The following is a 22,025-nucleotide window of genomic DNA, read 5'->3' as shown; positions in this document are numbered from 1 at the left end:
GACCCCGAATTGATCGGAGTCAGCTCTTTCACTCGTTATCGTTAAAGACATCCTGCATCTTATTGGTTCAACAGGAACTCTTCTCCCGCAATGCCCGGCGAAGTCATGTGGTAAGGATCCAGAATGACCAGAATCTGCTCCTCTGTCAAAAGTCCCTGCTCCAGGATGATCTCCTTGATGCTTTGGCCTGTCTTCTGCGCTTCCTTTACCAGCCTGGAGGCTACGTCATAGCCCAAATGCGGGTTCAATGCCGTAATGATGCCGTAGCTGTTATCTACGAAGTATTTGCAGCGTTCCTTATTGGCTGTAAGATCAACCATCAAATTCTTGTAGAACACGTCCATGCCGTTCTTCAGGATTTTCAGGGAGTGCATCAGGTTGTTAGCGGCGACCGGAACCATGACGTTAAGCTCGAATTGACCGGCTTCGCAAGCCAAACTGATCGTATGGTCATTGCCGATGACCTGGAACGACACCTGGTTCATGACCTCCGCCATCACGGGATTGACCTTGCCCGGCATGATCGACGAGCCCGGCTGTCTCGGAGGCACGTTCAGCTCGTTCAAGCCGGCTCTCGGTCCGGAAGCCATCAGGCGGATATCGTTGCACATTTTCGAGAAGTTCACCGCACACACTTTGAGCGCAGCAGACAATTCCATATAAGCATCCGTGTTCTGGGTGGCATCCACCAAATCCTCGGCTTGCTTCAGGGAGAAGCCTGTCTGCTCAATCAGATGCTGGACGACGCTCTGCATATAGTCCGGCGTTGCATTTAATCCCGTGCCTACAGCCGTCGCGCCCATATTGACAACCAATAACCCTTGCGCTGCCCGCTCGATGCGGTGGATGTCCCTTGTCAGCACGTTGGCATAAGCCCCGAACTCTTGCCCAAGCCGGATCGGTACCGCATCCTGCAGATGCGTGCGTCCCATCTTGATGACATCGTCGAATTCCTTGGCCTTGTCCTGAATGCCGGCGACCAAGGTCCGGAACACCCCAAGGAGATCCTGGGTCAGACGGTACGACGCAATGCGGATCGCCGTCGGAATGGCATCGTTCGTGGATTGCGACATATTGACATGATTATTAGGATTGCAGTAGAAATACTCGGCCTTCTGTTTTCCCAAAATCTCCAGCGCCCGGTTCGCCAATACCTCATTCATGTTCATATTGATCGAAGTGCCCGCCCCGCCCTGAATGGAATCGACAATGAATTCGGAACGGAGATTGCCTGCGATGATCTCGTCTGCCGCCTCTATAATGGCGCTGCCTATCTTTTTCGGCAGCAGGCCAAGTTCCATATTAGCCAGCGCGGCCGCTTTCTTTACTTCTCCGAGAGCAGAAATGAGCTCGGCATGAATGGGCACCCCGCTGATCGGAAAATTCTCTACCGCCCGGACCGTATTGATGCCGTAATAGGCATCTATAGGAAGCTGTTTTTCCCCCAGAAAATCTTTCTCCACTCGATACTGCATATCCATGGACAACATCACCATCGCCTTTTGATTATTTTGTATCTTGCTTGTCACCTGTTATCATCCAGCTTGCCCGGATATATACAGAATTCTGCCTTCTAACTTGAAATCCTCTATAGCTTACGCGTTTTGTTAGGGAATATTGAATAATATGTGTGATTGCGCAAAAAATGAGGCTTTCTCTAAGTATAATTACCCAGAAAAAGCCCCTCTTACCCCAAACGACTTGATTTCCATTGACGTCCGTCACGATGGATGGTTACAGACTCTAAGCCATGGAGGTCTTCCTGTGCACCGGGAAGCCTAACGAAATCACGGCGCCTCCCTCTTGGCGATTCCCCGCTGTGATCAGGCCTCCGCAGCGTTCCACGATGGCCCGGGCAATCGCCAAACCGAGTCCCGTCTCCCCGTTCTTGCCCTTCACAAACCGGTGGAACAGATAAGGCAGCAGCTCCTCGGAGATCCCTTCGCCGTCATCGGATACGGTGAGCACCACCCGACCTTTTTGGAGACCGGCTTGAATGTAAATATGCTTGCTTGCATGCCTCGCTCCATTCGAAACGATGTTCAACAGCGCCTGCAGCAGCTTATCCCGGTCGGCATACACCGTTAACGATTCGTTATCCCCATATGAAAGATGCACGAACAGCCCTTTTTTCACCAGAACCGGATTGATCCTCTCGATCGTTTCCTCTACAAGCTCTTTCATATTGACTTCTGCGGCCTTGAAAATATCATCTTCACTGTCCAGCTTGGCCAGCAGCGTCATCTCGGTCACGATATTTCTCATCCGGCCGCTCTCGCTCATAATGATATCGAGCCCTTTGCGAATATCCTCCCCTTCGAATATGCCGTCCCGGATTCCCTCCGCATATCCGGATATGGACATGAGCGGCGACTTCAGCTCGTGCGAAGCGTTCTGGAAAAATTGCTTCTGCACATGATTGTACCGCTCCAGCTCACCGGCCATTTCGTAGACGGACTCTGCCACGGCGCCGAGCTCCCCGCTTGCCGACACGCGCCGGACTTCGGAGAATTGACGCTCCTTCACCTTCTTCAATTCTTCCCGCAGATGCATGAGCGGCTTAATCAGCCGCTTGGTGATGAATAGACTTAAGATCACCATGACCACGGCCCCTGCGCCGAATACGAGCATCAAACGCCCCAGCAGCGCCTGCTCAATCGCCTTGATTTTGCTCACTGGCGTAATCAGCGTCATCGTTCCTTGGGGAACTGCCGTGACCTCGGTTAGGAATTGTCCGTCCACCGATGAGGAGTTATACGAAGCTATGCTATCGGGTCTTACTGCTGCTATGCCCATGTACTGGGCGGTAGGAACTACAGGAGTCGAGCGGACTATATTCCCTTGGCTGTCCTGAATAATAACGCCGACCTCGGCAACCTGTGCAGAGGCAAACCCGCTAACGGTCAAAGGCTCGCTCTCGATAGGGATGCTCTGTGCAGCCGCGGTTTCCAGCTTTGCCGTCAACGCCGCCCCAATGGACTGCATGTCCTTTCTTTGCGTGCCGATAAAATGGTCCAGCAGCACATAATGAATGACGACGGCCGTCACGGACAGCACGAGTATAAGCGACAAAGCGAAAGCAAGATTGATCTGATGGACCAGCTTCATATCGATGATTCCTCCCCATCCGTTCTCATTCGGTATCCATGTCCCCATATGGCCTCGATCGGCAGCTGCTCCACTTTCTTGCGCAGCCGTTTAATGAGATGGTCAACCGCCCGGTCGCTTCCGAAATAATCGTCACCCCATACGGAGGTCAGCAGTTCGTCCCTGGTAAACGCACGGTTCGGATGCTCGGCAAACACTCTCAGCATCTCGAATTCTTTGTTGGTCATATCCACTTCTTCCCCGTTCCAGAATACGCGCCTCTCCTCCAGCAGTAACTGAAGCCGCCCATTGCTAAGCTCCGGGGAAGCGGCGGCAAGCCGCGGGACATGCTCCGCGTGGTTGAATTTGTACCATCGGCTCAGCTGACGTTTGATTCGGGCAACCAGCTCGCGAGGGCTGAACGGCTTGACCATGTAGTCGTCGCTTCCCAGCTCAAGCCCCAATATTTTATCCACCTCGCTGTCCTTGGCCGAGATCATGATGATCGGGACCTCGGCTTCCGCGCGGATCCGCCGGCACAATTCGAAACCGTCCATGCCGGGCAGCATAATATCGAGCACCCACATATCCGGCGGATTCGTTCTCCACATGTCCCAGCCCTCCTCCGCCGTGCCAAGGCCCACCGTCCGGTAACCCTCCTTGCGCAAATAAGCCTCCACCAAATTTCGTATATGCAAATCGTCATCCACAACGGCGATGAGATAGGTTTGGTTCATATCATTACCTCCGAGCTTCATCTCTTCCCAGTATAGCAATCGGCACAAAGCGAATGGGGAATGCCATTGTTTTTCCACAAATACACCAATGTTCTGCCAATGCTGATTCGTACACTGGGTACTGTAAGACAAACCAACCCCGATAAGGAGTGTTAATACGATGAAACACAAACTATTTGGCAAGCTCGCCCTATCCGCTGCCCTTCTTGGAACAGCAGCTCTTCCCGTCCATGCCTCGGGTGCCGAAACCCCAGCCGATGCACCGAACCAAACAGGTAAAAGCGCGCCCGTTGCCACCACGGCAACCATTTCCGTTATGCCGAATCCGTTGGAGTTGGCTGAACAATACGCGCCGGAAACGGTTCAGGACTGGAAGGATACGCTGGCGAAATACGGCAAGCTTGCCGGAAGCGAGGGAACCTTCTTTTTCTCGGAGGCCGCGGCTGTCGTTGCAGACAACGGCGAGGTAAAGCCGGTCGCGGCAGAAGGCGAATTCGGAATATCCATTGCCGTGAAGGCTGTTCCGGCTGAAACCGTCAAGGGATTCGTGGACAGTGGCGATATCAAGGATATCAAGATTACCAAGATCAAGGAGCTTGCCCCTCTCGAAAGTACCGCCATCAAAGTAGCGGAAGCCGTGAAAACCGATGCAAGCGACGGGAAGCACGACGTGATCCGTTTCGAGACAGCCAGCGTGAAGGCAGTGAAAATCAGCGATGCAGAGAGTTTGGAAGTGAAGATCGACGATGAGGATCTGGCGTTCGTCCATGCAAGAATCGACCTCTTCAAAGCGGTGGATGCCAAGGACGCCGACTCTATTAAAAAAGCGCTGGCGAAACTGCTGGACCAATACAAGGCACAGATTGCCAAGCTGGAAGCTGAAGCGAAGTAACGTCGGTACGAGACCGTACATGACAGCGCGAGCCCAGCGTACTTAACCGAAAAACAAGCCCTGCCGGTGCCGCGGCAGGGCTTGTTTTAGCATAGGCTTACGTTTTTTTGGCCATTGCCTTCATCAGCTTCACGGCCGAGCGCACGCGGGGACGCTTCAGATGCTCCTCCACGTAGCGGTAATCCGTCAGGATCACCTTGGCATCCCGCAAACCGTAAGCAAAATCATCATCAAACAGCAGGCGGTACTCCCATACCCGCTTCTCCCAATTCGGAATATTCGCCAGCATCCATTCATCCTCCGCTCCCGGGTGAACGTACGTTTCGCTGACCCCTTCGGGGAGTCTGTACAGCTTATCGATCAGCGACTGCTTGAAGCTCTCATAGGTCTCTCCCTCGACGACGGGAAACGGATGCGAGAGCAGATAATCCGGGATCGGCACGCCGAAGGTATCGGCCAAGCTGGAGGCAAGCGCCACCGGCCGCTCGATATTCGGCAGCGTGCTGAGCAGCGGATCCTCCGGGTGAATATAGCGAAACAAGCGCGCGGGGAGGCGCCAGCGGGAAGTCTTCCACAGCATCTGCGGAATAAGGCTCCGCCCCGTTTCCATCCCGTAAAGGCTGCCCATGTGGTTATCCACATGGCTGATGCGGATGCCGGCCTTCTTCGCCAGCCGGTATTGCGCCTCCAGCTCTTTTAGCACGGCGCCCGTCTCTGCTCCCCGTTCAAACTCCTGAACCGTCCGGTATTGGTGACCGCTAGCGTCATGCAACGAAGAATGACCGGTCAAGCTCTTCCACCGCAAAGCTTCGAATTCGCTCGTCAAGGTCAGATGCAGCCCTACATTGGGTTGGCGCCGGCGTGCGGCCCAGGAGGCTGCCTCCTCAAAGCCGGGGGCCACGGTCATGATGGTCGCCGATGCTTTATTCTCCTCCAGCAGATGCCGGATCGCCTCATTCATGGCCTTGCTCTGTCCGAAATCGTCACAGTTGATGATCAGTCTTCGCTCCATGGTCATGCTCGCCTCCTATGGATTTTGAGAATTCGATTTTGGTTGCATACGATAGCAAGAAGGAAATGGCCAACAGGCATAAGGGGACGACACTGATTAAGTACCGAAAGGTCGATTCCGGATCGCTTCCCGGGTTGTCACCGCTTTCATATCCGAATATCATGCCTACGACAAAAAACGCCAGCGCGGAGATCAATCCGCTGGAACGCGTAATAAATCCGCTGACCGCCGTATAAATCCCCTCTCTGCGAAGCCCTGTCCGCTCCGCATCCTCATCGATGATGCTGCCGCTAACCATGGCCGGCGTAACCAGAAATCCCGCCAGACCGAACCCTACTCCGATCCCCGCCAAAATGCCGCTGATCAGATCATAGCCAAACCACAGAGGGATGACGGATAACGCATATATCCCCAGCGACAAACGCCATGCCTTCACGCCGTCCATCCGGCGGATCATCCAGTACCACACGAACACCAAGGGGATGACGGATACAAACACGGCTGCCAGCAGAATCGACACTTGATTGTCCGGGATGCGAAGCACGTATTTTGCGTAAAAAGGGATCGTGGAGCTTATCAGTCCATTCACCGTCTGGGCAAAGGAATTGGAGATGTTGAACACCCAGAACTTCTTGTTGCGCAGCGTTTCACGAAATGCGTGGACAAGCTTGAGCGGCTCGCTTGCGCTGTACGACTCTTCCTCGCGGACGCTCATCATGCACAGGAACATGAACACGCCGAACAGCAGCGCGTACAGGATCGCCATGTTCGAAAATCCCATGGCGTCATAGATGATCGGAGTCAGCGCAGTACCGATCAACAATGCCACCACTTGATAGCCCTGCTGGATGGCCGAGGCCTTCGCCCGGATGCGGTCTCCGCGGAAAAGTTCGGGGAACAGCGCCCCATAATTGACCCATAATACGGTTGCCACGGCTTCATACAGGATAAGCGCAACCAAAAACCACATAAACAGCCCGTTCTCAGACAGTCCTTCCGGCGGCGAGAACACGAGCACGAAGGTCAGCATGAAGAGCGGAATCGCCCCGAATACCCACGGCCTGCGTCGTCCCAGCCTGGTTCTGGTGCGATCGGACCAATACCCCATAAGCGGATTGTTTACCGCATCCCAGATCAGAAATACGGTTCTTGCCAGAGATGCCAGCCCTATGCCAAGACCCAAGGTATCGACGTAGAAAAAGATGTAAAAGGAGCTGAACGCCTGACTCGGAACCATCATGGCAAACATGCCCAGCGAAAATGAATACGGCGAATTCACCCAACTGCGCTTCATCCGTTTCCCTCCATCCGTCATTGACGATTTTGTTGTACAGTATTCGGCATGCGAAGGGAATATACCTGCGCAAACGAAGGCTCAGGTAATCTCGTCTATAGAGTGGAGAAAAAGCCATGGTGGAGACTTGGACTTGGAATTGGATGCATATACATATTTTTCATGACAACTGCCCACCCTTTTAATTAAGGACCACAAAATCTTCGGAAAGGGTCTGTGCCATGGAACTCCTAAAGGATCTTCTGCAAGTGCTTGGGAGAATTTATACCATTTACCCGCTGCTCTTGGGCGTTACTCTTTTCATGGGCCGCCGCTCCATCGCCGAGCTTCCCGTTTTCGACTACATCATTATCCTGTCCCTGGGCTCCGTGGTCGGAGCAGATATCGCGGATCCCAAAATCGAACATATCCATACCGCTTTTGCGATCATTGCCATCGGCTTGTTACAGAAGCTTGCCTCGATCCTGCTTGTGAAGAGCCGGCGCATCGGCAAGTGGATTACATTTGAACCGCTGATTGTCGTTAAAGACGGGCAGTTCGTTTATCCGAATATGAAAAAAGCACGTTACTCCATCGATAACATTTTGCAAATGCTGCGCAAGGAACAGATCTTCGATATGGCTGAAGTCGATATGGCCGTGCTGGAGCCGAGCGGTGCCTTATCCATCCTGAAAAAGATGGAGAAGACCGCCGTGACGCTGGAGGACCTGAAGTTAAAGCGGCAGAATGCCGGTCTGTCCTACGCCGTCGTCAAAGAAGGACGCATTCAAACGATTACCCTCCAAAAGTTAAACCTTACCGGAGAATGGCTGGAGACTCAGCTGGGTGAGCGGGGAATCCCCCTTGATCAAGTATTCTTCGCTTCACTCGATGAACAGAAGTATTTAAATATCACCATTTACGATAAGGAAATTCCGCTCCCCCCCTTGTATCATTAAGGATCCCAAAAAAAGCCTGGCGCTGCCGCCAGGCTTCTTCCCGTTTATGACTTATTGAAGAACGATTTTGATGGCATTGCCGATTGGCGGCAGACTCTTGGTTAGTACCGGGCCGTAGTAGCCGATAATTTCCGCATCGTCAGCCAAGTCGCTCGTTTTCAAGGCTTTGCCGTCTTTATTCACGACAACCGTCTCGGGCGTCAGATTTAGGACGACTTCATTGGGGGATTGTTCCGTCAACCCTTTGCCCTTGATCGTTACGCGCAGGTTGCCGCCATCCGCATTGATGTCGGTGATGGCGCCGGCCGTAGCCAGCTGCTCCGTCTCTTCCTTGTCGGACTTCACGCTGATTTCGTAAGCATACGTTTGAGGCGGCAGGCTCATCGTCATCGCCAGGCTGTGCACCGCTTCGATCTTCATGCCTTTTGCAAGATCCTTAAGCTCGATCTTCTTGCCCCCCGCATCGCGGATGACCGTGTTCTCATCCACGTTCAGCACGATTCCTTCGGTACCCGTACCGTTAATATGAACGGCTTTGCGTTCTTCGTTATGGATAACTTCCGTGATGGTTCCGACCACGGATTCCTTCTTAACCTCTTCTTCGGACGTGATGTTTACCTTCGTTCCATCAACCGCGACGTTAACCTGGAGCACTTCGCTGAAGAAGCTCGCAGGAACATACAGCGTGCCTTTTACGTTCACCGGAGCAGCGCCGAGGGACTTATACATTTTGTTAACCGCATACTGGTCTTTGCCCGTTTGCACGAGGGTCCAGATCGGCGATCCCGGTTTGGTCAGCTCCGCAGAGCGGTCCTGTAGATTCCACTCCAGTTCGAATCCGAGCGCCTCGGATACGCTGCGCAGCGGGATCATGACCTGTTTCGCGTCGGCATTCATAAATCCGGCTCCAGTTACTACCTTGCCGTTGACCAGAACTCCGTAATCGATGACCGCCGAGATCACCACCGGCTTCTGATCCTGGCTGTCTCCGGCTTGGGGTGCCGCATAAGCCGCTGCGCCGCCGGAAACGGCCATGGCCGCAACCATCAGCGTCGCTGCTTGCTTCTTCCATTGTTTGTTCATGTTCATCATCCTTTCTAGGTGTCTTAAGTTATCATGTACAACTATACTGACGGGCGTATTTGCCAAATGTTGCATTGATATTGAAAGTCCAAGGGCCGAGCATACATCAAAAAGCCGTTCCGGGCGAGTTTTCCAATCTCCCGAAACGGCTTTTGACCTGCAGCCGAATATATCATTTAGCGTTGTATAAATAGCGGGTCCACGAAGCTTCGGCAATATTCCTCCGCAATCTGTTCCGCGCTGTATCCCATATCGCGCATGTACAGAATAATATCGGCCCGCGGCAGGGATGCCAGCATCACGGAGGTGAACAGAGGATCCAGGGGCATCAGCTCTCCCCGCTCAGCCGCAAGCTCCAGCAGACGCTTGATCTGTAAGCGCAAATACGTGAAGGGCGGGTTCTCGCACATAATGTTCTTGGTGTCCTCCAACCGGTCAGAGGTCAGCATCACCCTGAGCCACTCCAGATCCTCGTTGAAATGCAGAATCACCTTCGTCATCACGGTCCGCAGCTGGTGTGCTACCGTTTCGCCTTCGCTACTGCGAAGATAAACGTCCAGCCCTTCCATAAACCGGTCGATCTTGGCCTCCATCAGCGTGAAGCAAATCTTGCTCTTGCTGGGATACCGGCGGTATAGGGTGCCTTGACCGATCCCCGCCGTTTTGGCCACTTGATGCATGGAGACGTCCTCGACTCCGTATTTGTTAAATAAGGCCTGAGCCGTATCCAAAATCTTTTGACCCAACTCGTCATTCTCTTTCGGCAATGCACGCATCCCTTTCTAATTAAACAAACGGGAACCTTATGCGGCAGACTGTTTTTCTTCAACGGGTGAAGACGTACGTTTAACAAATAAGCCCAGCACGAAAGCGATGATTGCAAGAACAAGTCCGATTACGAAAGCATTATGAAGACCGGCAACCATGCTTTGCACCGGATTGAGATCCCCGGTTGTTTCAACGTAATTTTTAGCACCTGCAGTCATGATGCTGATAAAGAGCGCCATACCGACAGCTCCCGCCACCTGCTGCAGAGTATTCATGATCGCCGTTCCATGCGGATACAGCAAGCGCGGCAGCTGATTCAAAGCCGTGGTTTGGGCCGGCATCATAACCATCGAAATCCCTATCATCATCATAACATGAAGGAAGATGACATAACCACCCGTCCATGAAGCGTCGATGCGCGAGAACAGGAAGATGGCGATGCTCAGCAGCGCCAAGCCGGGAATAATCAGAACGCGCGGTCCCAATTTATCGAACAGCTTCCCTGTAATCGGCGCCATCAATCCGTTGATGATCCCGCCCGGCATCATGACCAGACCCGCCGATAGCGCAGTCAAGCCCAGCGCGTTCTGCAGGAACAGCGGCAGCATGATCATGGTGGAGAACATGCTCATCATAAGTACCAGCATCAGCACGGTCACGAGGGAGAACATCGGAAATTTGAAGGTACGCAGATCCAGCATCGGTTCCTCCATCTTCAGCTGGCGCCATACGAAGAGCAGCAAGCTGATAGCCCCGGCGGTAATGCACCATATGACCTTCGGATCAGACCAGGTGCCTTCGCCGGCACTGCTGAATCCATATACGATTCCCCCGAAACCGATGGTAGACAGAATAATCGAAATGTAATCGACCTTCGGCTTGGTCAGTTCCGATACGTTCTTCAGGAACACCGCGGCAAACACGATGGAGAACGCAGCAAGCGGAATGACCAGGTAGAACAACCAGCGCCAGTTCAGAGCATCCACGATCAAACCGGAAAGCGTCGGTCCGATCGCCGGTGCCGTCATGATGACCAGACCGATCATCCCCATTGCGGCTCCGCGATTCTGAGGCGGATAAATGCTAAGTATGGTGTTCATCAGAACCGGCAGCATAAGCCCCGTTCCGACGGCTTGCAGGATACGGCCTACCAGCAGCACCCCGAATACCGGCGAGAAGCCGCATATAATCGTACCTATCAGGAATAGCGACATAGCGCCAATAAACATCTGTCTTGTCGTGAACCAAAGCTGCAGCAGCGCCGTGACCGGCACCAGAATACCGACAACCAGCATGTAAGATGTGGAAAGCCACTGCACCGTGGACTCCCCAATGCCAAACTGCTCCATCAAGCTTGGGAAAGCGATGTTCAGCAATGTCTCATTCAAGATGGACACGAACGCGCCGATAATCAGTGCGGCAACGATCGGCCCTCTCTTTATTTTGCTTAAATTAATCTTGGCCGAACTTGGCCCCACTCCCATATCCAAGACCTTATCCTCCCTGTCTTTTGTCTATACGGACAATTGTCCGGTAACGCGTTTTTTATTCTAACGGACAATTGTCCGCAGGTCAACTGAAAATTTTCATTAAATTTTCAAATTCGTCCACCCAGATGAAACCCGGATGAAGCCCGCGACGTTTCCCGCTGCCATAAGCACCGAAACAAGCAGGATATCCAACATTTCGGCCATTCATAATAAAAGGATCCGCCCCTAAATCGCGACTAGGGCGGATCCTTCTTCTATGCATATTTCGACTTTAGGTTCGCCTTGCCCCGAAAGACCCTTGGCATTCCCTAAATGCAAGCGTCCTAATAGGTCACTCCGCTGCGCGCAAGTGTCAGACCCTGATAACGCTAAGCATTCAGTGCAATCTTTTCTTTGTACACTTTGGCCCAGCCTTCCAAGTTGTTCGTTACGATCAAGAGTTCAGGATACTGGGCAAGGGATGCCAATACCGCCTCGTCATCCGGCGTCCAGACGATGAGCTGGATCCCCCGCTTGCGCGCTTCCTCCATAAACGAAGGGGTCACGTATACATATTTGACGGACACATAGCGAGCGCCGATCTGTTCCAGATAAGGAAAGACCGATGGCGTCGCCCCATAAATCACAAGCCCCAGCTCGATGTTAGGATCAAGGGAACGGGCACGTTCTATCGAATAATGATCGAAGGAGGTCAGGAATACCTGCTTATCCATGCCCGTATCCTTGATCACGTCAATGACCTTCTGTTCCAGCCCGGGATAGGTGTCCCCCATCTGCTTCAGCTCGATGTCAACGATCATCCGATCCTTGGCAAAAAGCAGCGCTTCCTCCAGCGTGGGGATGACTTCCCCCCGGCCTGCATCCAGCTTGCGTATTTCCTCCAGCGTGAAGGCATTGATCGCTCCGGTTCCGTTGGTCGTCCGGTTAACCGTAGGATCATGAATCACGACAGGCACGCCGTCCTTCGTCAGCTGGACATCCAGCTCCAGGTGCGAGAAACCAAGCTCCAGCGCTTTCCGAAAGCCCAGCATCGTGTTCTCCGGATATTTGAGCGGATACCCTCGATGGGCCAATCCCCGTACTTCCATGTGCCATTCCCTCCATATTTAAGTCGATTGACGGCCTCGATCACACTGCCGCCGCAAGAAGACGGACTTACGCAATCGAAATGGCCGTTTGCAGCTCTATAGGTTTGTTCGCCGCAGGCTTCCCGATCCCTGCTGCGCACAGCAGGAATTAGCTTTATGTCCTTCGCTCGAACAAAGAGACGGTATGGCGGTGTATCCTTGCCCACCGTCTCCACACCGTCCTGAATTCCGCAACATATGACATATGCGCTTATTTAAACGTCGAGTTCGCCATCGCGGCCACGATATGCTTTTGCATCACCGTAAAGACCAGCACGATCGGGATGATCGCCATGACGCTGGACGCCATTATGACGTTGAAGAACATCGCTTCATTCCCGGCGATGGAATCACGCAGCATTGCTATGCCCACCGTAAGCACACGCATGTCGTTGTTGTTGGTCATGATCAGCGGCCAGAAATACGAGTTCCAGGACGAAATGAAGATCAACACGCCCATGGTGACGATCGTCGGCATCGCCATCGGGAACAACAGCTTGTACAGAATGGAGAATCGTCCGGCTCCATCCACGCGCGCCGCTTCCAGCACGTCGTTGTTAATCGATTTGAACGCCTGCCGGAGCAGGAATATCGCATAGGCGGACGCCCCGTGTGGCACGATGAGCGCCCAGAAGGTATTCAGCCAATCGAGCTTGGACATCATGACGTACACGGGAACGAAAATCACCTGTTCCGGCACGATCAACGCGGCAAGCACCAACAGAAACAGCGCGTCCCGTCCCCAGAACTTCCCCTTCGCGAATGCATAAGCGGCCATGAGCGCCACGTTCAGCTGCAGAATTATGGTTCCGACCGCCATGAGCAAGGTATTGCCGAAGAACCGCGCGTAAGGGATAACCCGGAAGGCTTCGGCAAAGTTCTGCCAGGCAAAGGTTTCCGGCCAAAATGTAGGAACGGCCATCCGCATCTCAGACTGCGTCTTGAGCGCGCTGATCAGCAGCCAGTACACCGGAAAGAACATGACAAGGGTCACGATCACGGCTCCGATTACGCGGAGCGTCATTATGGTCTTTCGGTTCTTGGCGGATCCAGCCATATAATTATCCTTCATAGTGCACCTTCTTCCTGCTGACCACCCATTGTACCAATGTTAACAGCAATATGATCACGAACAGAATCATGACAAGCGCCGAGGCTCTTCCTGTTTTGAATTCATCAAAGGCCATCGTATAGATCCAGTACACGATCGCATTCGTTGCCTTGAGCGGACCGCCGCCCGTCATGACGTCGATCGACTGGAACACCTGCATGGAGGAAATAAAGCTGGTGATGACCAGAAACAAGGTCATCGGCGACAATAGCGGCAGCGTAATGTTGCGGAACTGCCGGAACTTGCTGGCTCCATCAATGGAGGCCGCCTCATAATACTCGGCCGGAATTCCGCGCATGCCTGCAATAAAGAGGATCATCGCAAACCCGACGCCCTTCCAGACCGAAACGGCAACCAGCGCCGGCAATGCCGTCGAAGGGTTGGTCAGCCATTCGACCGGCTCCATGCCGAACCAGGAAACAATGGAATTCAATAGCCCGTATTGTCCATTGTAAATCCATGTAAATACCATGGCCGCGACTACCATTGAGATGTAATAGGGCATAAAAACGACGCCGCGCAAGAAACCGAACAACCGTGACGATGACACGTTGAGCAGCAAGGCCAGCAGCAGCCCGATGACCAGCGTGAATACAACGTCCATGACGGTATACAAGAACGTGACCTTTAAGGAGTGATAGAAATCCGAGTTCGACAGCAAGCGCGTATAGTTATCGACGCCCACGAATTTCTTCACGGGACGGGTCATGTTCCAATTCGTGAAGCTGATGTAGATGGAATAACCCAGCGGATAATACAGGAACACGCCCATAAACAGCAAGGCCGGAACTGCGAACGAGAAGTCCTTCCACTTCTCGATCAACGTATGAGACATCCGTTTAGAGACCGAAGCGGTCGCCCGATCGGACGCCGCCTTTGTCATTGCTTTATTGGTCTCCATAGGCATCACTCATAGTCAGCCAGAATATCGTTGATCTTCTTGGCTGCATCCTGCATAAGTGGTATAGGATCTTTTTTGTTCAATACCATCTCCCCGATGACTTCTTTGTAGACTTCGCTGAATTCAGGATAAGCCGGATGCTGCAGACGCGGCGTTACTTCGTCGAAGTGCTCGTATACCGCTCTGTATTGCGGCCATCTTTCGAAATATTGATCGCCTTCTTCTGACTCGATTGCGGATTTTCTTGTCGGCAGGTATCCAACGGATTCAGCCCACTTAATGTTGTGCTCCGCCGAAGTCATGAACTCGATGAATTTCCAAGCCGCCTCTTTCTCCAGATCCTCGGCGCCGTCCATCATGACGATCCCCGCGCCGCCAATATTGGAGGTCCGCACTTTATCGCCAGGGATAAAGGATACGCCAACCTCAAAGTCCGCATTCTCGCGGTACATCTTGAGCAAAGCCGATGAATGCTGCACCATGGCGATTTCGCCGTTCAGGAACATCTGGCGCATATTGTCGGAAGCTCCTTTACCGAAGCCCATATGCATGCTGCCTTCATTTTGCCACTTGTAGAAGTTCTGGAGGTACCGGAGAGAATCCTCGGTCTCGACAGCGGAAGCACTCAGGTCCTCCGTCAGGATTTGTCCGCCGCCGTTAATGTTCCACGGATCGTAGTACCACGTATCCCAGCCTGGAACGGAGAAGGCATAACGGGTCGTTTTGTCGCCTTCTTTTTTCGTTACCTTTGCATTAAAATCATCGATCTCATCCCACTTCTGCGGCGGTTCTACACCCAGCTCGTCCAGCATCGTTTTGTTGTATACAAACACGCTGGTACTGACGATCAGAGGGAATCCATATTGCTTGCCATTGAATGCATATGCATTCAGCATCCCTTTGGCGAAATCGTCCATCTTCACTTCATCGCGCTTAATCCATGGGCCCAAATCAGAGAACACTCCGCTGTCCGCAAAGTTTGGCAAGGACGCAACCTCGACATTCGTAACAGCCGGCACGTCATTCGCAGCCACTGCAGCCGATAATTTTTTGTGAAGATCAGGATAACCGCCTTGGAACACCGGCTCTACCGTAATATGAGGGTACTTCTTCTGGAATTCGGCAATCATGTAGTTCAAGCCTTCAAGCTGTGCATCCGCGTGGGCATGCCAGTATTGGATTTTAACGGGTGTCGTGTCGTTCTTCATATCCATCGAAGCGGCTTCCACGTCATCCAGCGAAACCTCTCCTCCGGCACTTTCACTTCCACCGCCGCCTCCGCAAGCCGTGGTAATCACCATAAATATGGTCAGTAACATTAACAACCATGATTTCTTTTTCATAGATGATCTGTTGTCCCCTTTCGAATCTATTCATCATTCATCATCCAAAATTACCGTCGATCCACTTCACCAAATGCCGGTTGGAACGGCACGCGGATCCCATAGGAATGGGAGAATCCCCATCCAAACAGCCCGCCTATCCCTTAAAAAGCGCACAAAAAATAGAGACGTCAAAAAGAGCGCAACCTAAGAGCCACCACCTCCTATAAAAGCTAAAGTAGCTGCTACTCGGGTTATCTCATCGTCTCCACCCCTAGCAAATATGTAATTGTGGTTAATCCGTCATTGCTACGTAAGACCGTTACGTCCAAAAACGCGTGTCTCCCGTAGATACGAGGTCTGCGCCATTCGCCAGCGCCTCGTCGATTTCTTCTTCGCTTCGTAAAAAACCTCCCACTATGAGCGGACAGTGAATTTCCTTCTTCAGATCGCGGATGACGCGAGGCATAAGTCCCGGCATCAATTCCACTTCATCCGGACGTGCTTGTCCGATCATCTTCACTGCGGTTCCCAAAGCTGTCGTATCGATCGCAAACACGCGCTGTATCGAGCTGATGCCTGCTTGGCGCGAAGCCAATACCGTATTCGTCTTCGTCGTAATGATCCCGTCGATCTTGTACGAATCCGCCAAATACTGCACTGCCGAATTATCCCGGCCGATGCCGCTTACCATTTCCAGATGGACAAACACTTTTTTGCCTGAGGAGTGCAGTCGGTTTACGATATCCCTTAGTTTCATGATGTCGCCTGTCATCAGGTTCACCCGTTCCACCGCGCTGTTCACAGCCGCATCGATCTGTTCCAGCTTGGTAATCGAAGCAATAACGGGAAGACGGCGTCTCCCTTGATCTGTCATAAGTGCGTGTCCTCCTTATTATGAACACCTCTTATGATAGAGTAATAAGATCATGCGAGTATTAACGATATGTAAAATCTGTGTTAACGGCCCGCTTCTAGGCACCTGCATATCATGAATACGCTTTCTATTCAGTTAACAACAGATTCTGCTATATCCCTGGTTTGGTGGATTCCCTCCTAGATTCAGGATCATGCGGTTCTGCGAAGTATTGGATAGCGCTTTCAAAATGGCTTGTCGAGCTATTTAGTATCTATCATAGAGGAATTATTTAGCTAGAGTCTATAGCGAAATTTGTTTTATTTTGTCGAATTAAAAAGAATGTCAGCTCAATGTAATAAATATCATGGCGGGAAGCTCGTTTTTATGATCGTACAGCGATTGAAAGGCCCATGAAGGCAGTTTCAGGACAGCGGGCTGTGCGGAGGCTTGGATGCGGGGTAATCCGGACTCATTGACTCAGCAGGCGCACGAGCTTAATCAATAAGCCGGCCAAGAAAACTTCTTGGCCGGCCCCCCTTGATCCATCCCGTCGAGCACTAGCTATTCGAACAAAGGAACCTTCGGGTCCTTCCCGTTGCAGTGAACCAGCATCGCATGCAGCTGCCCCCTGTGGTGATACAGATGCGTCACGATTTCGAGCAGCCATTCGTACCTGGAATAGGTGACGCCCCAATAAGAGGTCATCTCCTGATGAAGCTCCTCTTCCGTCATTTCTCGGAACGCCTGCTCCAGATATGAATAGTTGCTCAATAACTCCGCCTGTATGTCCTTCAGGTTATTTAACGACACGCCTGCGTAATAGGCGCTCATCTCCTCTTGGGTGGCTCCTCCGGATATATGGAAATCGGCCCGGCAGATGACGGCGATATGCTTGAGCAGCTCTCCGACCGAATGTTTGCCTTCCGTCGGCTTTACGAGCAAATCCCCTTCATCCAGCTTATCGATGATGGCGACAACTGAGACGACACCCACCTCGATCTGATGTAGGGCATATGTACAATAGGAATTCATAGGTTCTCTCCAATCCGGTATGTATACAGTAATCTGTTCAAAATCACCTTATTATTATAGAACATACGTTCCTAATCTTTCAACAAAAAAACAACCTGACCCTTAAGCACTAAGAGTCAGGTTGTTCAAAAGCAAATCTTGTATAAGATCAGCTAACCAGGTCAAATCCGGTTGTATTCTCAAGCACTTCCACATGAAACGCGCTGCCGTCAGCCTTACGCGCAACGCTAACCGACAGGTGCCCGCTTCCGATCGCAATCCGTTCGGCCTTCAGTTCGTTCATCCCTTCCGGAAGGAACGGGGACAACGCGATTTCCTTCTTCGCCGCGTTCGGATACAATCCGAGCATCGCCTGCAGGAAGACGATCGAGGTTCCCGCCGCCCAAGCCTGCGGCGAACAGGTTGTCGGGTACGGAACCGGATGGCCCAGCTTCGCATCATGACCGCAGAACAGCTCAGGCAAACGCTGATATTCAAAATGCGCCGATGCCCGCAGCAGGCCGGAAATCACCTTCCCCGCCTCAGCTTTGAATCCTTGCTTGCCGAGACCCAGCAGGATCATGGCATTGTCATGCGGCCATACGCTTCCATTGTGATAGCTCACCGGATAGTAGCCGGTGGAGCCAGTACTCATCGTGCGGATGCCGTATCCGTTGAACATGTCGCTTCTAAGCATCCGCTCGGCTTGCGCCTTCGAGCGGCTCTCTTCCGGCAATCCGCTCATGAGCAGATGCCCGGGGTTCGAGGTCACGCTGCGTACCTGGCGTTGATCCTTATCAAGCGCAATGGCGTAACACTGCTCATCCTCCATCCAGAAGGCCGCTTCAAAACGGACGCGAAGCTCCTCGGCTTCCGTTTCCAGCTTGCGGGCCAGTTCCGGCTCGCCCAGCTCCGCGAAGACGGGTACCAGCGATTGCTTCGCTTGATACACGTAACCCTGAACCTCCGACAGCGCGATCGGCGATTCCGCATACTCGCCGTTCTCATGGATGATCGAGTTGGCGGAATCCTTCCAGCCCTGGTTCGGGAAGCCTTTCTCGGCTTCCTGCTTGTAGGCCATGAAGCCGGAGCCCGCTTCGAGCGCTGCATCGATATAATCCAGTGCCCGCAGCACGTTCGGTTTGAGCTCCTCCGCCAGGGAGAGATCGCCCGTCCAGCGGTAATACTCGCCGATCAGCGCCAGGAACAGCGGCGTGGAATCGATGGTGCCGTAATACGGCGAGAACGGGGACTGGTTCGTCGTGACCAGCTCTCCATAGCGGATCTCATGCATGATTTTGCCCGGCTGCTCATCCCGCCAAGGGTCCGTCTTCTCGCCTTGATAAGCCGCCAGCGTTCTCAAGGTTCCTTTGGCAAGCTGCGGGTTCGCCGGAAGCATGAACAACGCCGTGATCAAGCTGTCTCTGCCGAACGGAACCGCGAACCATGGCAGTCCGGCTACCGTTGTATCGCCGAAGCCTACATCCGTCGTCAGCATGCGCAGATCCTGCAATCCTCTCTGGTACAAGCCGCTGAACAGCGCGGAATCCGACTGGACCTGCGAGCTGTTCCCGTACCAAGCTTCGTACGAGGCTTCGAGTTTCTTCAGCCCCTCTTCATAAGTCAGCGTCTCTGCTGCGGGTTGCCGCTCCGTCATCGGCGTGACAAAGAACGTAATCACCTTCTGCTCTTTGGCTTTCAGGGACAAGGAGAATGAAACCGTGCCGGTATCATCCGCTTTACCGCCGTCCGCATCCCAGGCAATGCGCGTCTGCCTTCTCAGCTTGTCGGCGCCGACGTAGGCCAGCGTCATCTCTTGATCGCCTGTCCGAATCCCTTCCATTTTGCCGACTTCGCCCGTACGGTATTTACGGACCAGGAACATATCCTGAAAATCCGCATCAAAGGAAACCCCGAACTCGATATTCGAATCGGTCACAAAGTAATTGGTCAGCGTACAGCGCTCGTACAGGACGCCATCATAGATGAAGCGTTCCCGAAGTACTTCGATCGCCCCTTCATCCTTGGCATCCTTCATCAGGCGGAAGGAGGCCACATAGCTTTTATCCCCCGTGGAGGACAGAAGCGAAGGCTTCTCGCCATCGATGAACAGCTCCATGCGGCTCAGAAAACGCGTATCCTTCGTATACAAACCATGGCCCTGATCGTCCCCCTGGACGATATCTCCGTTAAGCCCGGTCAGAAAAAACACGTCTCCTTCTTTGATTACGCGGTAGTCCATGCATAAATCCCCCTTTATTCAACAACCTCAAGTTCAGCCTGCAGTCCTTCCTCCGAATGCGGTCCGACCCAGACATGGAACTTTCCGGGCTCTACCGTAAATTCAAGCCTTTCATCCAGCAGCCCCAATTCTTCACGTCCCAGCATAAAATGCACCTCACGGCTTTCACCAGGCTGCAGCCGCACCTTGGAAAACCCCTTTAGCTCTTTGACCGGCCGGGTCGAGCTTGCCACCAAGTCGCGGATGTAGAGCTGCGCGGTTTCCTCGCCGGCTCTGGATCCCGTATTCGTGATGCTCACGGATACACGCACGGATTCGTCCCGGCCGATCTGATGCCGATCCAGCTGCAGATCCGTATATTCGAACGTTGTATAACTAAGGCCGTACCCGAACGGATACAGCGGAGAATCATCGCAATCGATATAATCTTCGTATAGGTGGGGCCGCCCGGTATTCTTCCGGTTGTAATACATCGGAATTTGGCCCGTCGCGCGCGGAACGGTAACCGGCAGGCGACCGCTCGGATTGTACGCGCCCGTCAGCACGTCTACAAGCGCTAGGCCTGCGGCGGTTCCCAAATGCCAAGCTTCCACCACGGCATCGGCGTGCTCATGCAGCCATGGAGTCGCAAGCGGACGGCCGTTCATCAGCACGGCAATGACCGGCGTGCCGGTCTGCCGCTTCAGCTCCCGTATCAGGCGTTCCTGGCAGGGTGGAAGCGTAATGGACGTCACATTGTAGTGCTCGCCGGTCATCGCTTCGGATTCGCCGACAACGACCACGGCGACATCACACTGCTTGGCAAGCTGAACGGCACGATCGACTCCGCCGTCCAGCTCCTCCAGTATGCCGCTGCCCTGCTCATAGAACACCTCGGCCTTCGGCGCGATTTCCGATTGAAAAGCATCCCGCACCGTGACAACGTCCTCATCCCGGCCTTTCCAAGCCCAGCAGCCCATTGAATTATGGCGATCATCGGCCAGCGGCCCGATCAGGGCCAGCTTCTTGTGCTTGCCGGTATCCAGCGGCAACATCCCGCCGCGATTCTGCAGGAGCACAATCGATTTCCGGGCGCTGTCCCTGGCCTGGGCCAGATGCGCCGCTGGAATGGCTCGCCCTTTCAGCAGATCTCCGGCTTCTTCGCCTTCCTCGCTTACATACGGGTTCTCGAACAACCCGAGGCGGATTTTCACCCTCAAAATGCGAAGCACCGCGTCATCCAACAGCTGAAGCAGCTCGGGGTTATCCTGGACCAGCGCCTCCAGATGATCGAGATAGACGCCGGAATGCATGTCCATGTCGACGCCGGCGTTCAGTCCCTTCCGCGCGGAATCCTTCCGGTCCTCCGCATAGCCATGGTAGACCAGCTCTTCGATCGACTCCCAGTCGCTGACCACCATGCCCTCAAAGCCCCACTCCTGCTTCAATATATCCCGCAGCAGATAGCGGCTTCCGGAAGCGGGAACCCCATTGAGTTCGCTGAAAGCACTCATCACCGACAGAGCGCCTGCCCGAATCCCGTGCTCGAACGGCGGCAGCACGGTTTCCCGCAGCGTCCGCTCCGACATGTCCGTCGTATCATAGTCCCGGCCGCCTTCAATCCAGCCATAACCGGCAAAATGCTTCACGCATGCCGCTACGGTCGGGTTCCCGTCCCCGTTCGGACTTTGAAATCCTCTTACCTTCGCGGCAGCGGCCAGAGAGGACAGATAGGCATCCTCTCCCGTACTCTCCGCGATGCGGCCCCACCGGGGGTCGCGCGTCACGTCCACCATCGGGGCAAAAGTCCAACGGATGCCTTCCGCTGCCGCCTCTTCTGCCGCAATGCGGGCGTTCTTCTCCATCCCTTCGAGATCCCAGCTGGCGGCTTCGCCGAGCGGAATCGGAAAGATGGTGCGAAAACCGTGAATGACGTCATCCCCGATGAGAAGAGGAATCCCCAGCCGCGTTTCCTCCACGGCCAGCCGCTGGAGCTCGTTGATTTTTTTCGGACCATGCACATTCAGCAGCGACCCGATTTTGCCTTCGGCAACCAGCTTCAGCTCCCGCTCCTCGCACCGGCCGTACTGCACCGTTTGACCGATCTTCTCGGCCAAGGTCATCTGCGCGAGAAGGTCCTTCGCACGCTGTTCCACGTTATCCATGTCTAAT

Annotated in this window: 18 protein-coding genes; 2 read left to right on the top strand and 16 right to left on the bottom strand. The window is 53.4% G+C overall.

The features are described 5' to 3' along the window. Positions 1–59 precede the first annotated feature (59 nt). The 3 genes from M1D70_RS02605 to M1D70_RS02595 all read right to left on the bottom strand — a co-directional run bounded on the left by M1D70_RS02605 (position 60) and on the right by M1D70_RS02595 (position 3,824). On the bottom strand, positions 60–1,490 hold the full coding sequence (locus tag M1D70_RS02605; protein ID WP_175320790.1) for an aspartate ammonia-lyase: 1,431 nt from the start codon (positions 1,488–1,490) through the stop codon (positions 60–62). 253 nt (positions 1,491–1,743) lie between these two features. Then, positions 1,744–3,108, bottom strand: coding sequence for a sensor histidine kinase (locus tag M1D70_RS02600; protein ID WP_456289050.1), 1,365 nt, complete (start codon positions 3,106–3,108; stop codon positions 1,744–1,746). Beyond that, complete coding sequence (locus tag M1D70_RS02595) at positions 3,105–3,824, bottom strand: response regulator transcription factor (protein WP_009593676.1); 720 nt, start codon at positions 3,822–3,824, stop codon at positions 3,105–3,107. Before M1D70_RS02595 ends, M1D70_RS02600 begins: the two co-directional genes overlap by 4 nt. Positions 3,825–3,984: 160 nt before the next feature. Between M1D70_RS02595 and M1D70_RS02590 the strand changes: the two genes are divergently transcribed. Then, positions 3,985–4,716: a hypothetical protein gene (locus M1D70_RS02590; protein ID WP_456289049.1), complete on the top strand. Its 732-nt coding sequence runs from the start codon at positions 3,985–3,987 to the stop codon at positions 4,714–4,716. Positions 4,717–4,813: 97 nt separating this feature from the next. Here M1D70_RS02590 and M1D70_RS02585 read toward each other — a convergent pair whose 3' ends face one another. After that, positions 4,814–5,734 (bottom strand): polysaccharide deacetylase family protein, encoded by a 921-nt coding sequence (locus M1D70_RS02585; RefSeq protein WP_456289048.1) that lies wholly within the window; start codon positions 5,732–5,734, stop codon positions 4,814–4,816. Continuing rightward, positions 5,700–7,022, bottom strand: a complete 1,323-nt coding sequence (locus M1D70_RS02580) for an MFS transporter (RefSeq protein ID WP_456289047.1) — start codon at positions 7,020–7,022, stop codon at positions 5,700–5,702. Before M1D70_RS02580 ends, M1D70_RS02585 begins: the two co-directional genes overlap by 35 nt. A gap of 221 nt (positions 7,023–7,243) precedes the next feature. Between M1D70_RS02580 and M1D70_RS02575 the strand changes: the two genes are divergently transcribed. Beyond that, positions 7,244–7,960: a DUF421 domain-containing protein gene (locus M1D70_RS02575; protein WP_456289046.1), complete on the top strand. Its 717-nt coding sequence runs from the start codon at positions 7,244–7,246 to the stop codon at positions 7,958–7,960. 51 nt (positions 7,961–8,011) lie between these two features. On the opposite strand, the gene M1D70_RS02570 is transcribed toward M1D70_RS02575, so the two are convergent. From M1D70_RS02570 to bglX, 11 genes are all read right to left on the bottom strand, one after another. Then, the gene (locus tag M1D70_RS02570; protein ID WP_456289045.1) at positions 8,012–9,043 is read right to left on the bottom strand and encodes a copper amine oxidase N-terminal domain-containing protein; all 1,032 of its coding nucleotides are present in this window, start codon (positions 9,041–9,043) and stop codon (positions 8,012–8,014) included. Between the two features lie 176 nt (positions 9,044–9,219). After that, a complete protein-coding gene (locus M1D70_RS02565; protein ID WP_456289044.1) occupies positions 9,220–9,819 on the bottom strand; it encodes a TetR/AcrR family transcriptional regulator in 600 nt (199 codons plus the stop codon). A 27-nt stretch (positions 9,820–9,846) separates the two neighbouring features. Beyond that, on the bottom strand, positions 9,847–11,295 hold the full coding sequence (locus tag M1D70_RS02560; RefSeq protein ID WP_433942047.1) for a DHA2 family efflux MFS transporter permease subunit: 1,449 nt from the start codon (positions 11,293–11,295) through the stop codon (positions 9,847–9,849). 374 nt (positions 11,296–11,669) lie between these two features. Beyond that, the gene (locus M1D70_RS02555; protein ID WP_456289043.1) at positions 11,670–12,389 is read right to left on the bottom strand and encodes a glycerophosphodiester phosphodiesterase; all 720 of its coding nucleotides are present in this window, start codon (positions 12,387–12,389) and stop codon (positions 11,670–11,672) included. Positions 12,390–12,639: 250 nt separating this feature from the next. Next, positions 12,640–13,500 (bottom strand): carbohydrate ABC transporter permease, encoded by an 861-nt coding sequence (locus M1D70_RS02550; protein ID WP_009593684.1) that lies wholly within the window; start codon positions 13,498–13,500, stop codon positions 12,640–12,642. After that, positions 13,490–14,446 carry a carbohydrate ABC transporter permease gene (locus tag M1D70_RS02545; RefSeq protein ID WP_036672924.1) on the bottom strand — a complete coding sequence of 319 codons (957 nt, stop codon included), beginning with the start codon at positions 14,444–14,446 and terminating at the stop codon, positions 13,490–13,492. The genes M1D70_RS02550 and M1D70_RS02545 overlap by 11 nt, the downstream gene beginning before the upstream one ends. Then, a complete protein-coding gene (locus M1D70_RS02540) occupies positions 14,446–15,783 on the bottom strand; it encodes an ABC transporter substrate-binding protein (protein ID WP_096774740.1) in 1,338 nt (445 codons plus the stop codon). The genes M1D70_RS02545 and M1D70_RS02540 overlap by 1 nt, the downstream gene beginning before the upstream one ends. 301 nt (positions 15,784–16,084) lie before the next feature. After that, on the bottom strand, positions 16,085–16,639 hold the full coding sequence (locus M1D70_RS02535; protein WP_145040095.1) for a glycerol-3-phosphate responsive antiterminator: 555 nt from the start codon (positions 16,637–16,639) through the stop codon (positions 16,085–16,087). 543 nt (positions 16,640–17,182) lie between these two features. After that, positions 17,183–17,653: a DinB family protein gene (locus tag M1D70_RS02530; protein WP_009593680.1), complete on the bottom strand. Its 471-nt coding sequence runs from the start codon at positions 17,651–17,653 to the stop codon at positions 17,183–17,185. Positions 17,654–17,801: 148 nt separating this feature from the next. Then, positions 17,802–19,874 (bottom strand): amylo-alpha-1,6-glucosidase, encoded by a 2,073-nt coding sequence (locus M1D70_RS02525; protein WP_456289042.1) that lies wholly within the window; start codon positions 19,872–19,874, stop codon positions 17,802–17,804. 14 nt (positions 19,875–19,888) lie between these two features. Further along, entirely contained in the window at positions 19,889–22,018 is a 2,130-nt protein-coding gene (gene bglX / locus M1D70_RS02520) for a beta-glucosidase BglX (RefSeq protein WP_456289041.1), read from the bottom strand. Between the last annotated feature and the right edge of the window lie 7 nt (positions 22,019–22,025).

The organism is Paenibacillus sp. AK002 (genome assembly GCF_053903045.1).
This window is presented reverse-complemented; position numbering and strand designations above follow the sequence as displayed.

What these genes read in the sequence shown, in the direction of transcription:
- M1D70_RS02605 (WP_175320790.1), bottom strand. Translation starts at nt 1,490, where the DNA reads ATGTTGTCCATGGATATGCAGTATCGAGTGGAGAAAGATTTTCTGGGG.
- M1D70_RS02600 (WP_456289050.1), bottom strand. Translation starts at nt 3,108, where the DNA reads ATGAAGCTGGTCCATCAGATCAATCTTGCTTTCGCTTTGTCGCTTATA.
- M1D70_RS02595 (WP_009593676.1), bottom strand. Translation starts at nt 3,824, where the DNA reads ATGAACCAAACCTATCTCATCGCCGTTGTGGATGACGATTTGCATATA.
- M1D70_RS02590 (WP_456289049.1), top strand. Translation starts at nt 3,985, where the DNA reads ATGAAACACAAACTATTTGGCAAGCTCGCCCTATCCGCTGCCCTTCTT.
- M1D70_RS02585 (WP_456289048.1), bottom strand. Translation starts at nt 5,734, where the DNA reads ATGACCATGGAGCGAAGACTGATCATCAACTGTGACGATTTCGGACAG.
- M1D70_RS02580 (WP_456289047.1), bottom strand. Translation starts at nt 7,022, where the DNA reads ATGAAGCGCAGTTGGGTGAATTCGCCGTATTCATTTTCGCTGGGCATG.
- M1D70_RS02575 (WP_456289046.1), top strand. Translation starts at nt 7,244, where the DNA reads ATGGAACTCCTAAAGGATCTTCTGCAAGTGCTTGGGAGAATTTATACC.
- M1D70_RS02570 (WP_456289045.1), bottom strand. Translation starts at nt 9,043, where the DNA reads ATGAACAAACAATGGAAGAAGCAAGCAGCGACGCTGATGGTTGCGGCC.
- M1D70_RS02565 (WP_456289044.1), bottom strand. Translation starts at nt 9,819, where the DNA reads ATGCGTGCATTGCCGAAAGAGAATGACGAGTTGGGTCAAAAGATTTTG.
- M1D70_RS02560 (WP_433942047.1), bottom strand. Translation starts at nt 11,295, where the DNA reads ATGGGAGTGGGGCCAAGTTCGGCCAAGATTAATTTAAGCAAAATAAAG.
- M1D70_RS02555 (WP_456289043.1), bottom strand. Translation starts at nt 12,389, where the DNA reads ATGGAAGTACGGGGATTGGCCCATCGAGGGTATCCGCTCAAATATCCG.
- M1D70_RS02550 (WP_009593684.1), bottom strand. Translation starts at nt 13,500, where the DNA reads ATGAAGGATAATTATATGGCTGGATCCGCCAAGAACCGAAAGACCATA.
- M1D70_RS02545 (WP_036672924.1), bottom strand. Translation starts at nt 14,446, where the DNA reads ATGCCTATGGAGACCAATAAAGCAATGACAAAGGCGGCGTCCGATCGG.
- M1D70_RS02540 (WP_096774740.1), bottom strand. Translation starts at nt 15,783, where the DNA reads ATGAAAAAGAAATCATGGTTGTTAATGTTACTGACCATATTTATGGTG.
- M1D70_RS02535 (WP_145040095.1), bottom strand. Translation starts at nt 16,639, where the DNA reads ATGACAGATCAAGGGAGACGCCGTCTTCCCGTTATTGCTTCGATTACC.
- M1D70_RS02530 (WP_009593680.1), bottom strand. Translation starts at nt 17,653, where the DNA reads ATGAATTCCTATTGTACATATGCCCTACATCAGATCGAGGTGGGTGTC.
- M1D70_RS02525 (WP_456289042.1), bottom strand. Translation starts at nt 19,874, where the DNA reads ATGGACTACCGCGTAATCAAAGAAGGAGACGTGTTTTTTCTGACCGGG.
- bglX (WP_456289041.1), bottom strand. Translation starts at nt 22,018, where the DNA reads ATGGATAACGTGGAACAGCGTGCGAAGGACCTTCTCGCGCAGATGACC.